The organism is Providencia sp. Me31A (genome assembly GCF_050487165.1).
GTDB lineage: Bacteria > Pseudomonadota > Gammaproteobacteria > Enterobacterales > Enterobacteriaceae > Providencia.
The window spans coordinates 94,656-109,222 of record NZ_JBKQGZ010000007.1 but is presented as its reverse complement, the minus strand read 5'-3'; the positions used below and the strand labels follow the sequence as shown (position 1 = coordinate 109,222).

Sequence of the window (14,567 nt, the reverse complement as noted above, 5' to 3'; positions counted from 1 at the left end):
ATACTTTATCGATTGTTACTATGTCGGGCTCACTATGATTATGGATAGCCTTACGATAAATTGTATTTTTCTATTTTAAGAGAAAAATTTAACTTTTTTTATTTGTACTCCACATAGTCGTGGCTTACTATTTAAACTCATCTAATGATTTTGATTTCATATCACAAACAAAGGTATTTCTTTATGTTGACTAATAATACATTAGAAGGTTTTTTCGAGTTTGAATTTGAAAATGGCCAAGTAATTACAGGTAAGCAACTTAAAGCAGTGTATGATGATGGTCATACTTTTATTCATATTGATTTAACGGACACTCATTTTTCACCAGAAATTACGCTGTTCAATGGCAGTGAACTAAACCCTATTAGAGGAGGGATCATTCGAATCGATAATAATTCATCTATGTCAACGCTAGTATCTATACAAAAGGATAATAAACCAGAAGTACTTAAAGATGGTTATTATTATCATGCTTCAGGTACAAGATACTGGGATATTATTGTTAAGCCAATTTAAATATAAAAAATAGTTTTATCGATTTAACATCCAAGTATCTAATATCTAGAACATAGAGTTTAGCATCAGTAATATTTTTATAAAATATTACTATTTAGCTTTCAAAAAACTCGAGTCAACATATTGGATACTTGATTTTTATACCAAAAAAGCCAAATAGTTCTAGTTAAATTAATTTTTAGTTAGTTAACTAATGGTATTGTTCTATTTAAACATTCTAATGAAACCTTTCATATAAATAGTGGAGTGTATATATGTTAACCTTCTTAATTAAGACATCTAATAATTTATTTATTGGTATATTAATCCTATTTCTTAGTTTTATTGTACAGGCAGCAGATTATGTTGATGCTGGTAATGTATCTGTATCTTGGAGTTTAAATAAATCATCTAACCAAGCTACTTTAACAAACTTAACATTCCGTTTTAATATTAATGAGGAAACTCTTCATTACGATGGTGTTTATTTTGCACAACAATTTCACTTTTATAACTCAAATAATGTTAATAGCTTAGGCTATTTAGGGCTACAACCAAGACCAAATAAAAATGGGAAAAACTACCTAAGAGCTGTATTTTCCTCTTTTATTAAAGGAACTAAAACGAATGACCCTAATTGTAGCTTAGGTGCAGATGGTGGAGATGGCGCTAGTTGTGGCGTAGTATTTCCAGCAATTTATGGACACACTTATGAAATAACAGTGTTTAAAACAGGTTCTAACACTTGGAATGGTGAAGCCTTAGATACGACGACAAATCAGATTACCCACATAGGTAGTTGGTCATTACCTGATAATATAGGAAATTTATTGCCTTCAGGAGAAGGATTCGCAGAGTATTACGCATATTACAAACCTGGCTATCCTCAGTTTGTAGTACCAAATTGCTCATTACTAGCAAAAATAAATGTTTTATATGGACCGGTAACAACAACCGATTTTGGCGGGGATATAGGCAGTATAACTAATCCCTATGAATATAATAGTAACGAATGTAAAGGAACCAGTAGTGGTTTTAATTCTCAGACAAAGCAAATGGATGTAACAATGCCAAATGGGAATGTTTTAAGTGCTGATGGTGTAAATATAAAACGAGGTTTTGTAAGTTCTTTAACTTATTGACCTAGGATAGATTTTAGTGGTTCTGGTGACTGTAATTTAAATTGTGTATTTGCCTGCTTTGACATGTTAAATCCAACAACAAAGCAGGCATATTATGGATAAGAAAAAAACTAAAAGACCTTGCAGCAGAATCTGCAAAAGGCATTAAAACTGAAGCTGACCTCAATTTGTTCACTCGTATGTTAACCAAATTAACCGTTGAAACGACATTAAACGCTGAGTTGACTGAGCATTTGGAATGTGCAAAAAATAGTGCAAAACAGGCTCTAATACCCGCAATGGCTATCCATCTAAAACATGACTCACCGATTTAGATGAAACCGACATTCAAAATTTAAATTCAGCATTATCCAAAAATGAATTTTATTCATTAATTTTCAAATGAATAACCCCTTCAAAAAAATAACGCTAACCAACACCCAAGGTCAACTACATACTAGTCCATCTCAATAGATTTGGAATATTCTCTTAGATATTTAACTGAGGAAACGCTTTTAATTTTGAACATTCCTTGAGGAGTTTTTTGAGGTTAATTTATATAAACATTAACTAGTTAAATAACCCCACCAATTAAAATTAAAAACTTGGTGGGGTTTAATAAAAATAAATTACTAAGTACATATGCTCATAAAATCAAGTACTGCAAAATGTTAGTTTCTTTTTCCTATTATGTAGAAGCGATTATTTTATCGTCGATATAGAACTCATAACTCACTGCATGAACATCTGTTGTTGATACTATTAATAATGGAATTATTATTTTTTGATTTAAGTTAGATGTCGGAACTATCAGTTCCTCTCCATTTTTCACGCAATAATTTTCTTTCGCCAACATAAAATGTCTCTATTATTTATATGATTTTATCAATTTAAATAAAAGCAAGATATAGTATATCCATTTTATATTTTATTACTGCGCTACTATATTTTGGATTTAGTCGTGAATCAGGCCATTAAATAGCATCAACACTGACATCTAGATATGGACTAAACTTTGTATTACTCATATTAATACCTCAAAATTTAATTTTATTTATTGGAAGTTATGATTGAATCAATCCAATCGCTATATTCAGATACGCGTGTAAACGATTGAGCGGGTGGCCAAAATGAACCAGATGTAATACCAATTACGACATCTTCACCCTCTTTATTCTTGGAAAGCATAGGCCCCCCTGAATCGCCACCACTAATGCCTCCACTCTCATCTCCCGCACATATACTAAATTTGGGGTCAAAATTAGTCGGAGGATAGCCCTCTGGTACATTAATACATGAAGAATCAGGTAATATTTTTATATTCTTTTTTTGCAAGATTTTAGGGACATGATTGTTACCGTCAACACCAAAACCAATAACAGTTACACTATCTCCTGTATTGAGGGGTAGTTTATTTGATGATTTATCATATTTAACAATAGGAAAATTGCTTATAGATCCGTTAATTTTAATTAATGCAATATCACCACTTCTATTTCTACCTGCTTGACCATTAGGTAGTTTAGAATACCATTTTTCATTAATGAATACCTTGCTTATATCTTTTTTAGCTAAAAACGTATCTGGAATGTAAGAATGTCTACCGATATAAAGATATATTTTTTTGTTGTTTGTATAGGCTACATCTACACAATGTGCGGCCGTCAAAACCCAGTTATCATGGATCATAACACCATCACAATGATGCTGATTCATATCACTATTATTACTATAGTTTAAAGCAACCAAATAATTAAATTCGTTTTCATCAGCATCGTTACCATTTATAATTCTAAGTGTATTACCAATTGAAAAAGAACTACTACTAAAAACAAAAATAGTAGAAAACAAAAACATAAGATATAAATTTTTCATAAAAACCCCCTATTAACTCTTTATTTTAATCACTCGGAAATTTTATTAAACATATTAAAGTATTAGTAAACACCTCCTATTTAAATAATTAAGATAAGTATAGAAGTTAAGTTTCTTAGCAAATGAAATTAATTTCAACTAATAAATACTAAAAAAAACTAAAATACATTCAACATTGTAACACTAAAATAATATTAAATATTTTGGTTAAAATTCAGTTTGTTATAAATTTTTTATACAAGGCTGTTATTGAGTTTTATATAATGTAATCTAGTGAAAGTATTAAACATCTAGCTAATTAAATTACTTAAACCCTATAATAACACCTACAAAATAAATAAATATGATTAATAAAAGAATATCGATCGATAAAAACAATTTATATTCGCTGTGTTTTTACACTAATCTAGTAACTAATGAACTTCTGGTTTTTTATGCTTCTTTGTTTGTTTATTTAAGATTAAGAGTCTGAGTTTTATTTTGTCTCCATTTTATGTCACCTATGAAGTGAAATTTTTAGGATTTAAACAAAATTTATTATCCAGCAAAGACAATAAATATGATTTTAACTTATTAAATTTAAAGAAAATAGAGGCTAAATATGAGAAGGAAAAAAAGATTTTCAATAGAAAATGATTATTTGATTTTTGATGGAATGAACAATGAGATTTTTTTTAAAAAAAACTCTTCAAGAATAAAATTAACTGAAAAGCAATATGTGTTTTTTTCTTTATTATTAAAGAATAAATGTAGCCAACAGACGATTATAAAATCATTATGGGGAGATAATAACATAGAGAGAAAATCTAACTATTACCAAATAATTTATCAATGTAGGAAGCTGTTAATAAACAATAGAATTTCTAAAGATTTTATTATGTCAGTACCAAATTATGGAATAAGACTAAACTATAATATTTTTAATTTGGTTCTATCACATTAGCAATCAGTGCCTACAAATATTAGCGTTTGGTCATGCTTTTTACGCAACTAGGACAGTATATTGCTCTGTCGGTAACAAGGTGTCATTTTTGCCGAGGGTAAACTGTCCTTTGCGAAACATGTGCATCAGCTCAATAGCTGATAATGGGATTTGAGCACTACGGAACGTTTTAAATCCCAGCATAGACCATATTCGCACTTAATGTTGCAATGATCTTGTTTGATACGGCTATTCAGATACTTGCTTTGGCATATCGTCACCGGCTTATAAGGCATAAAGCCAGCATTAAAATTGTCTACCGCAGTGCTGTTAGCGCTACTTTACTTGACTGTCAAAGAACACGAATACTGATTAATGGTCTGTTTAAAGAAGCGTTTTTCGGCGGTGATATCACGGTACTTAGACAGCCAGCATAAAATCGATGGTATTATCGGCTGAATCAATAGCACGGTACAGTTGGTAGCATTACGCATTTGACTTTATCATTGAGGGATTGATGTTGAAGTCCAGACTTTCATAACAATGATCATTAAAAAGCACTCCACCTAACATCTAAAAAAATAATCTCAATCTCAGTGCTTAATACGATAAAACTCATTTTCTGTTTCAAGAATATGGCAATGGTGAACTCAATGATTTTTAGGAGGGATTACTATTTCATGTTTAAGACACTAACGCGAATTAAACTAGCTAAAGCCATAAACCCCATGCTAAAAACATGGGGTTCATCATCAATCTGAGGTGTAATCCATTGAGATTACCCCCTTATTTTAGCCTAAAAATTGCTTTCTAACTAACTCTAAATCTTCAAGAGTATCAACGCCAGCACCAGGGGTTGCTTTCGCTACATCCACATGAATTTTCTCGCCATACCAAAGCACCCTAAGTTGCTCTAGCATTTCGATTTTTTCTAAAGGACTCGCTTCCCAGTTAATATAACGACGAATAAAGCCCGCACGATAAGCATAAATACCAATATGACGTAAAAATGAGTCACCGATTACATCGTGGCTTTTTGCAAAATTATCTCTATCCCAAGGAATTGCGGCACGTGAAAAATACAGTGCATAACCTTCGTGATCGGTAACGACTTTCACCGCATTAGGGTTAAAAGCTTCTGGGGCATCGTAGATAGGTACAGCCAACGTCCCCATATTCGCTTTACTGCCTTGAAGATTACGAGCGACTTGGCTAATTATCTCAGGTGGAATTAAAGGCTCATCACCTTGAACATTTACTATAATTTCGTCATCTGAAAAACCATAAGTGTCAATAACCTCAGCTAACCTTTCAGTGCCAGACTGATGATTAGGGTTGGTCATACAAGCTTCGCCACCCGCTACAATCACCGCATTCGCTACATCTTGATGATCCGTTGCTACAATAACGCGGCTTGCACCAGACTTAATAGCTTGCTCCATAACACGAACAACCATTGGTTTACCGTGGATATCAGCAAGCGGCTTACCAGGTAAACGAGTCGATGCGTAACGAGCAGGGATGATAACCGTAAACATAGCAATTATTGCCCTTCATCTAATGAAACTTGACGAGCTTCATTTTCTAGTAAGACAGGGATGCCATCACGGATGGGGTAGGCTAAATGATCAAACTTACAAATAAGTTCAAGATTGTCTTTGTTATAACTTAATTTGCCATGGCAAACAGGGCATGCAATGATTTCAAGTAAACGGTGATCCATATTTTCTCCCGAATGGATTTAACTCACTTGGAGTCAGGATACCACATGCAGATATCACCGTTAACTTAATTTCTGAATAAGATCTCCTGCATAAGATGAGAGGATAAGAGCAGGAGAAATTGTCTGTTAATAATTAATAAGCGATAACGTCAGCAGCCGTTATACCATCCGAATTACGAGTAACAGAAAACTCAACGTTTTGACCTTCGAATAATGATTTGATTTTTTTATTAGCAATTGATTTCGTTGTCACAAACACATCATCTCCACCATTAAATGGTGAAATAAAACCGTAACCTTCTTTTGCGTCAAACCATTTAACTCGACCCATATGTAATTGAAAATTCATATTAAAACTCCTTTTGTTCTAAGAACAATTTTTCTTTTTATCTTTGTATCATTACTCTTTTTTGCTTCCCATTTATCAATTTGCCGAACTATTAATACACTAAAGAGTAATTAACTTTACCTATTCATGCACTAAATGATGTGCACCTCTTTATAACGCCCATAAAATATAGATTTCAGGTACCACACATCTACTGTGAAGTTAACAGTCTATTTTGACATTAAGATGACAAAACGTTAGGGCGACAACTTAACAACGTAGACTTTGTGAGGATATGAAGACTAACTAAAGAACGGAGCGTAAAATTAAACTAGTATAAAATCCACTTACTGATGTATTGCATCTAGATACATAATAAATAGATCTATATCACAGTGACAATATTATTACCATAGTGAAACGTTAGTGGCAAGTTTTTTTGTTATTTGTGATAAGTTTTTTTATTTCACTTAAAATTTTATCAGCCCCATCTGTCGATAATTGAGCTTGAACAGGAAGATACCACCAGTTTGCTTGAGCAAACGTTTGACATTTTACGGCATCTTTTTCTGTCATCAACAAACTCTCACCAGCCTTAGTTAAGGAAGAAAGTTGCTGCAATTCATAAGATTGATGATCTGCGAAAGCATAAGAACCAACCAGCTTGACGCCTTTACTCCTCAAGGAAACAAAAAAGCGTGGAGGATGGCCAATTCCTGCCATTGCAACAACATTAGGTAACTGAGTAACAATTTTTCTTTCACCGTTAACAAGGTTATGAGCTATTTCACCTTCAAGGGTCATTAGCACTTCATTAGCGTTAGGTTCACCACCGTTAACAATTATTGCATTGACACTTTTTAGACGCCCTGCTCTTTCACGCATAGGCCCTGCTGGTAGCCACCAACCATTGCCAAAACGTCGTTGACCATCAATAACCACGATTTCATAATCACGTTGTAGTGCATAATGTTGTAAACCATCATCAGTGACTATGACATCCAACTGATGGACTTCTAGCAATGCTCTAATTGCCTCACTGCGTTTAGGCGCAACAGCGACAGGGGCTTTTGTTCGATGAAAAATCAATACGGGTTCATCACCTGCAAGTTGTGTCGTAGTGGTACTATCTAGAACTAATGGATAATGTTCAGATTTACCACCATATCCTCTAGAAACCACGCCGACCCGATAACCTTGCTTGACCAATGATTCAACTAACCAAATAACAACAGGGGTTTTGCCATTTCCCCCCGCAGTTAAGTTCCCCACAACAACGATGGGGATTGGAGCTTTCCATGATCGACTTAGTCCAACTTTATAGGCCATATGTCGAATTACCGTTATCAATCCATAGAGGAAAGATAACGGCAGCAACAAGAGATACAGCCAAGATTTGCCAGACCAAATACGCTCTATCATTGTTTAAATTGAATACTATGTAATTGAGAATACGCACCATCTTGAGCCAATAGCGACTTATGATCACCACGCTCAATGATATGACCATCTTGGATAACTAAAATTTCATCTGCATTTTCTATCGTAGATAATCTATGAGCAATCACTAAAGATGTTCTGTTTTTTTGTAGCTCATCAAGCGCTGCTTGAATCGCGCGTTCAGATTCTGTGTCCAACGCAGACGTTGCTTCATCAAGAATAAGAATTGGTGCATCACGCAATAATGCTCTTGCAATCGCAATCCGCTGACGTTGCCCGCCTGACAACATCACACCGTTTTCACCGATGACTGTATCTAGCCCTTTATCAAGCTTAGACACAAAGTCCATAGCGTAAGCCATTTCTGCTGCTTTCTCAATTTGCTCTCGGCTATAACTGCCATCCGTCGCATAAGCAATATTATTTGCAATAGTATCGTTAAAAAGATAAACATGCTGAGAAACAAGCGCCACCTGACTACGTAATGAGGCTAGGGTGTATTCGCGAATATCATCCCCATCAATTTTAATACTGCCTGAGTCAATATCATAAAAACGCGTAATCAAGTTAGCAATGGTAGACTTACCAGAGCCAGAACGGCCAACCAAAGCAACTGACTTACCAGCAGGCAATGTAAATGAAATATCATCTAATGCAGGATGCTCTTTTGTTTCATAGGTAAAGGTAACATGTTCAAACTCGATATCCCCTTTAGCCTCTTTAAGCACTTTAGTACCATGGTCTTTTTCTTGCTCTGTATCTAAGATAGCGAATAAGGTTTGGCACGCCGCCATTCCGCGCTGAAATTGAGAGTTGACATTCGTCAGTGATTTCAATGGACGCATCAAAGCAAACATGGAAGAAAATACAACTGCAATAGTACCAGAAGTTAATTCATCACGGATCTCTGGAAAACTTGCCGCATATAGCACAAACGCTAATGCAAATGAGGCAATCAACTGAACAATCGGGTCTGAGATCGCTGATGCAGTCACCATCTTCATGTTTTGGCGTCGCATATTATTGCTAACTTTGTTAAAACGCTCTGTTTCAACTTTCTGCCCACCGAAAATTAAAACTTCTTTGTGCCCTTTTAACATTTGTTCAGCACTAGCCGTAACGTGCCCCATTCCCGTTTGCATATTTTTACTGATTTTACGAAAACGTTTCGAGACAATACGAATGGTAATAGAAACAACCGGCGCAATGACGATTAAGATCAGTGAAAGCTGCCAGCTGTAATAAAGCATCATTGCAAATAGACCAATAATATAAGCACTTTCACGAATAATGGTAATCAATGCCCCAGAAGAGGAAGATGCAACTTGTTCTGAATCATAAGTAATTCGAGACAGTAATGTCCCGGTTGATTGTTGGTCAAAAAAGCTAACTGGCATTCCCATCATATGACCAAACAATTTACGACGCATATTCATAACAACTTTACCAGCAACCCATGAAACACAATAGGTTGAGACAAAACTGGAGCCACCACGAACAATCATTAGACCTAACACCGCAAGTGGAAGCCATTTTAAAACGTCATTATCGGCTTTATCAAAGCCTTCATCCAACAAGGGTTTTAATAAAGAAATCATAAACGCATCACCTGCTGCGTTGATGATAAGTGCTATTGCTGCAACAATTAAACCCGCTTTAAAAGGCGAAATAATTGGCCATAAGCGGTGGAAAGTTTGTTTTGTTGAAAGGTCTTTATCATTCATACTTTTAATTACCAGACTTAATGTAAGCGCACTATTCTACTCGGGAAATAGCGGTAAGCCAAACCACAGATGATACCAACGAGGCTGTATTTCATGTCTAAACCGTAGAATATTTATATTTTCTTTTTTAAACCATAATGTTAGCTGACCTTCTTCCGCGGTATTTAACCATCTAATATTGCTATTTTTATACCGAAAATAGATTTTTTTTGCTGGAATTTTCCATGCGCTATATCTTGCAGAAGAAACTAAAGCTATTGATGGGTTAACAGTTCTTAACAGTAATTTGGTTGACGATGTGTTACTACCATGGTGTGGTGCAAATAAAATAGTAGACTGAAGCTTATGTTTGTACATCTCCACGATAGATTTTTCGCCTTGTTTTTCTAAATCTCCAGTCAATAAAATTTTATGGTACCCATCTGTGAACTGAATAACGCAAGAATCATTATTATGCGAGATTTCAGATAACTTTTCTGGCCACAAGGTTTCGAATGTTAACACTCCCCACTGCCATTTTTGTCCTTTAATACAAGGAAGATGATGAGTAATTTTCTGTTTATCAATGATCCCTTGGTTATTTATTATCTTAGATAAGCTACCAAAACTACTGCGGATGCTGAGCCACGGATACATACGAAGTAATTCCGTTGTTCCTCCCGTATGGTCTAAATGATTATGACTTAAAATTATACTAATTGGTGTTATTCCCCAATATTTAAGAAAAGGAATAATTTGACGCTGTGCATTACTATTTCCTTTCCAATAATTACCAGTATCATAGAGTAATGCTAAATTATTTTGCTCTATAACTACCGCTAACCCATGTCCGATATCTAATACAGTTAGGCTCCAATCTCCTTTTGGCTTCTGGCTATTTTTGCTTTCAACAAGAATTAAAATAATAATGCAACTAACAAGCCCAAAATAACTTTTATACCATTTGAACACGACGACTAATACACTTAACCAACAGAGAAAAAATAGATAGTAAGGGACGTTATTGAATTCCAGCCAAAAGCGACTCAAATAGTTTAATGGCTTAAAACCTATTTCAATAACTTTATCAATTGAATATAAAATTACCTTCTGAACTTCACCTATTGGGATAAGAAATAGAGTTAAAATTGCAGGTACAACAATCCAAGAAATGAGCGGAACAAACCACAGGTTAGCAATTAAGCTCATAAAATTAATACCATTAAATATAATAAGTTGTGCTGGTATCAATAAAATTAGCAACCCCACCTGTAAATGAGTCAGAGCTATAATTTTACCCACCACAGCCCTTTCAATAAGTTGAGGAGGCAATGGAAATACTGTTAACCAATAAATAATAGCTAAAACAGCAAAAGCTGATAGCCAAAAACTGTCTGACAAAATTGCTAATGGGTCTAACAATAAAATTCCCGCTATACTCCAAAGAGCCCATTGCCAAGAAAAATAATACACTGGTTTATTACGAATATAAACCCACAACAGTAGCGAAAATAGTGCTCGTGTTGCAGGAATAGCTAGTCCAGAGACCCACGCGTAAAACAAAGCGAGCACTAAACCCAATATAATGGGAACTTTTTCATTAATATACTTTAAAGGTAGAAAATACTGTCCCCCTCTAGCTATCATAAAACCGAAGAAATAAGCCAGCCCAATATGTAAACCTGAAATTGCCATTAAATGAGTCAAGCCTGTAGATTGTAATAGTTGGGATTGACGAGACGACAGTAATGTCCTTTCACCAAACATGAGCCCATAAATAACCCCAGAGTTTGCTAATGGCATAATTAATTTATAAAAATAATCTATTGTTTTTTGCCTGATGGAACAATCAGGGCTTAATATCTGTGTATCATTACTTTTTAATGTACCAATAATTCTATTAGCTAATAGATAGCGTTGTTGGTTGAAGCTCCCTTCGTTTAAAGAAGAGTGTAGTGCTCTTAATTTTCCTGTAATGCGCCATGACTGCCCCGCACAAACTGACTCACTTGTTTTCCATGTTGCATATAACGGTGGAAAGATAAGATTATTATTGATTTTATCAATACGTACTTTAAGTTTTTGGTCTCTTCCTACTACTGGAATACTAATAACTGTGACATCTATTCGGTTATTTGTTTTTGATAAAAAATACACGTTATCCCTAATATTAGTACCATTCCAGTTCCCCCACAGAAAAGCCATAATAATTAAACAAACAAACTTTCCTACTTTCTTCGTAAAATAAAAAATAGAAAACAGTGATATTAAAACTAATATAATTATTTTATTATCTAAATTTAAAAGTTCTGTAATAAATAATAAGGGAAGTATCCCAACAATCAATGCAATTGCAGCAACAGTTACTGAAATTGATGCTTGATGACAATGCCCTACAGCCTTATACCCTACCTTATAGCATACCCCTGCTAATATTTGGACAATGTTTGCCATTCATTACTGATTCCTTCTCTACTTGTCATGATTTCAATTTTGCCAAAATTTATTTTATTTTTAATCTAACAGCATCTATTTTTCGTAGCGTTTCTCACTTATTTTACAGATAAGTATATTACTTACATTTGCTTGCGAAATGCCTCGCAAAACTATCAACGCCATACATCCCATATTGAAATTAGATTGGATACTATTTCTACAATTAACAGTGTTGATGTGGATGTGGATATGGATATGGATATGGATATGGATATGGATATGGATATAAAAAAACAGCGCTATACAATATGCAAGCGCTGTTTGTTGTAATAATTAAGATTTACTAGCCAATTATTGACCGTAAATATTTACACGATCACGTAACTCTTTACCTGGTTTAAAATGTGGAACATATTTACCTTCCAGTTCCACTTTATCGCCAGTTTTTGGGTTGCGGCCAACTCGTGGAGCACGGTAGTGAAGAGAAAAACTGCCGAAACCACGGACTTCAATACGCTCACCATCGGCTAGCGTATCCGCCATATGCTCAAGAATTTCCTTTACAGCTTCCTCAACGGTTTTCGCTGAAAGATGAGATTGCTGGCTAGCCAGTCTTTCAATTAATTCAGACTTGGTCATAGTACCTCCCTAAACTACCGATACAAAGGGATAACCGAAGTTACCCCCACTTAATTATTCGCCTTTAGCTGCTTTGAAAGCTTCAGCCATCGCATTGTTGCCGAATGCAGTATCTTCTTGCTTGTTCACAGCAGCGACAGCGTCTTTCTCATCAGCTTCGTCTTTAGCGCGAACAGACAGGTTGATCACACGGTTTTTACGATCAACACCAGTGTATTTAGCTTCAACATCATCACCAACGTTCAGAACCAGAGTTGCATCTTCAACACGGTCACGTGAAGCTTCTGATGCACGCAGGTAACCTTCAACGCCCAGTGTCAGCTCAACAGTTGCGCCTTTAGCATCAACTGCGATTACTTTACCAGTAACGATTGCGCCTTTCTTAGTTGCTGCTAAGTAGTTGTTGAATGGATCTTCAGCTAACTGTTTAACACCTAAAGAGATACGCTCACGCTCTGCGTCGACTTGCAGAACAACAGCTGCGATTTCATCACCTTTTTTGTATTCACGAACTGCTTCTTCGCCTGCAACGTTCCAGGAGATGTCAGACAGGTGAACCAGGCCATCGATGCCGCCGTCCAGACCGATGAAGATACCGAAGTCAGTGATAGACTTGATTTTACCTTCAACGCGGTCGCCTTTGTTATGAGTTTCTGCAAATTGCTGCCATGGGTTAGATTTACACTGTTTTAAGCCCAGTGAGATACGACGACGTTCTTCATCGATATCCAGAACCATAACTTCAACAACATCACCAACGTTAACAACTTTAGATGGGTGGATGTTTTTGTTAGTCCAATCCATTTCTGAAACGTGAACCAGACCTTCAACGCCTTCTTCGATTTCGACGAAGCAACCGTAGTCAGTCAGATTAGTTACGCGACCAGTCAGTTTAGTACCTTCTGGGTAACGTTTAGCGATTGCGACCCAAGGATCTTCGCCCAGTTGTTTCAGCCCCAGAGAAACACGAGTGCGCTCACGGTCGAATTTCAGAACTTTAACATTGATTTCATCACCAACGTTGACGATTTCGCTTGGGTGTTTAACACGTTTCCAAGCCATGTCAGTGATATGCAGCAGGCCGTCAACACCGCCCAGATCAACGAATGCACCGTAGTCAGTAAGGTTCTTAACGATACCTTTAACTTCCATGCCTTCTTGCAGGTTTTCCAGCAGTTGATCGCGCTCAGCGCTGCTTTCAGATTCAATTACAGCACGACGAGAAACAACAACGTTGTTGCGTTTCTGATCTAGCTTGATTACTTTGAACTCAAGCTCTTTGCCTTCCAAGTGAGTAGTATCACGAACTGGGCGTACATCTACCAGTGAACCTGGTAAGAACGCACGAATGCCGTTCAGTTCAACAGTGAAACCACCTTTAACTTTACCGTTGATAACACCAGTTACAGTTTCAGCTTCTTCGTAAGCTTTTTCCAGCATCAGCCATGCTTCATGACGTTTAGCTTTCTCACGAGACAGGATAGTTTCACCGAAACCATCTTCTACTGCATCCAGAGCCACATCGATTTCGTCGCCAACTTGGATTTCTAGCTCACCCTGAGCATTTTTGAACTGTTCTACTGGGATAGCAGATTCTGATTTAAGACCTGCGTCTACCAGTACTACGTCTTTATCGATGGCAACAACAGTACCACGAACGATAGAACCAGGACGAGTTTCAATATTCTGCAGGGATTCTTCAAAGAGTTGAGCAAAAGATTCAGTCATATTAATGATCTTCAAGTGTCTTTAATTAACGTCCACTTAGCTTCCCGCCAAATGGGGTTGTTTCACAGACCCCACAACATTCCATGTCGCAAGGTAGATGCTATGCTAATAATATAATCAACATAGCGGTAAGTGCGTATATTATCTAATTATAAGC

The 14,567-nt window shown here is 35.9% G+C and carries 12 protein-coding genes and 1 pseudogene; 3 read left to right on the top strand and 10 right to left on the bottom strand.

What is annotated here, in order from left to right; translation table 11 throughout:
* The first annotated feature begins 183 nt into the window (after positions 1–183).
* The 3 genes and pseudogenes from ACLPIE_RS07430 to ACLPIE_RS07420 form a co-directional block, all read left to right on the top strand.
* Positions 184–516 carry a hypothetical protein gene (locus tag ACLPIE_RS07430; protein WP_430260885.1) on the top strand — a complete coding sequence of 111 codons (333 nt, stop codon included), beginning with the start codon at positions 184–186 and terminating at the stop codon, positions 514–516.
* Positions 517–770: 254 nt separating this feature from the next.
* Positions 771–1,637 carry a hypothetical protein gene (locus ACLPIE_RS07425; protein ID WP_430260884.1) on the top strand — a complete coding sequence of 289 codons (867 nt, stop codon included), beginning with the start codon at positions 771–773 and terminating at the stop codon, positions 1,635–1,637.
* 98 nt (positions 1,638–1,735) lie between these two features.
* A pseudogene (locus tag ACLPIE_RS07420) lies at positions 1,736–1,935 on the top strand (IS256 family transposase); the annotation flags it as partial.
* 731 nt (positions 1,936–2,666) lie between these two features.
* On the opposite strand, the gene ACLPIE_RS07415 reads toward ACLPIE_RS07420, so the two are convergent.
* The 10 genes from ACLPIE_RS07415 to rpsA form a co-directional block, all read right to left on the bottom strand.
* Entirely contained in the window at positions 2,667–3,491 is an 825-nt protein-coding gene (locus ACLPIE_RS07415) for a S1 family peptidase (protein ID WP_430260883.1), read from the bottom strand.
* A 982-nt stretch (positions 3,492–4,473) separates the two neighbouring features.
* Positions 4,474–4,617: a hypothetical protein gene (locus ACLPIE_RS07410; protein ID WP_430260882.1), complete on the bottom strand. Its 144-nt coding sequence runs from the start codon at positions 4,615–4,617 to the stop codon at positions 4,474–4,476.
* A gap of 587 nt (positions 4,618–5,204) precedes the next feature.
* The gene (kdsB, locus tag ACLPIE_RS07405) at positions 5,205–5,951 is read right to left on the bottom strand and encodes a 3-deoxy-manno-octulosonate cytidylyltransferase (RefSeq protein ID WP_430260881.1); all 747 of its coding nucleotides are present in this window, start codon (positions 5,949–5,951) and stop codon (positions 5,205–5,207) included.
* Positions 5,952–5,956: 5 nt separating this feature from the next.
* Positions 5,957–6,136 carry a Trm112 family protein gene (locus tag ACLPIE_RS07400; RefSeq protein WP_008911883.1) on the bottom strand — a complete coding sequence of 60 codons (180 nt, stop codon included), beginning with the start codon at positions 6,134–6,136 and terminating at the stop codon, positions 5,957–5,959.
* Positions 6,137–6,269: 133 nt separating this feature from the next.
* Positions 6,270–6,485: a cold-shock protein gene (locus tag ACLPIE_RS07395; RefSeq protein ID WP_004256206.1), complete on the bottom strand. Its 216-nt coding sequence runs from the start codon at positions 6,483–6,485 to the stop codon at positions 6,270–6,272.
* 402 nt (positions 6,486–6,887) lie between these two features.
* Positions 6,888–7,886 (bottom strand): tetraacyldisaccharide 4'-kinase, encoded by a 999-nt coding sequence (gene lpxK, locus ACLPIE_RS07390; protein ID WP_430260880.1) that lies wholly within the window; start codon positions 7,884–7,886, stop codon positions 6,888–6,890.
* Positions 7,883–9,628 carry a lipid A ABC transporter ATP-binding protein/permease MsbA gene (gene msbA / locus ACLPIE_RS07385; protein ID WP_430260879.1) on the bottom strand — a complete coding sequence of 582 codons (1,746 nt, stop codon included), beginning with the start codon at positions 9,626–9,628 and terminating at the stop codon, positions 7,883–7,885. The genes lpxK and msbA overlap by 4 nt, the downstream gene beginning before the upstream one ends.
* A 36-nt stretch (positions 9,629–9,664) precedes the next feature.
* Positions 9,665–12,061: a DNA internalization-related competence protein ComEC/Rec2 gene (locus ACLPIE_RS07380; protein WP_430260878.1), complete on the bottom strand. Its 2,397-nt coding sequence runs from the start codon at positions 12,059–12,061 to the stop codon at positions 9,665–9,667.
* 333 nt (positions 12,062–12,394) lie between these two features.
* Positions 12,395–12,682, bottom strand: coding sequence for an integration host factor subunit beta (gene ihfB, locus ACLPIE_RS07375; protein ID WP_430260877.1), 288 nt, complete (start codon positions 12,680–12,682; stop codon positions 12,395–12,397).
* 54 nt (positions 12,683–12,736) lie between these two features.
* Positions 12,737–14,410: a 30S ribosomal protein S1 gene (rpsA, locus tag ACLPIE_RS07370; RefSeq protein ID WP_004909559.1), complete on the bottom strand. Its 1,674-nt coding sequence runs from the start codon at positions 14,408–14,410 to the stop codon at positions 12,737–12,739.
* Positions 14,411–14,567: the final 157 nt, after the last annotated feature.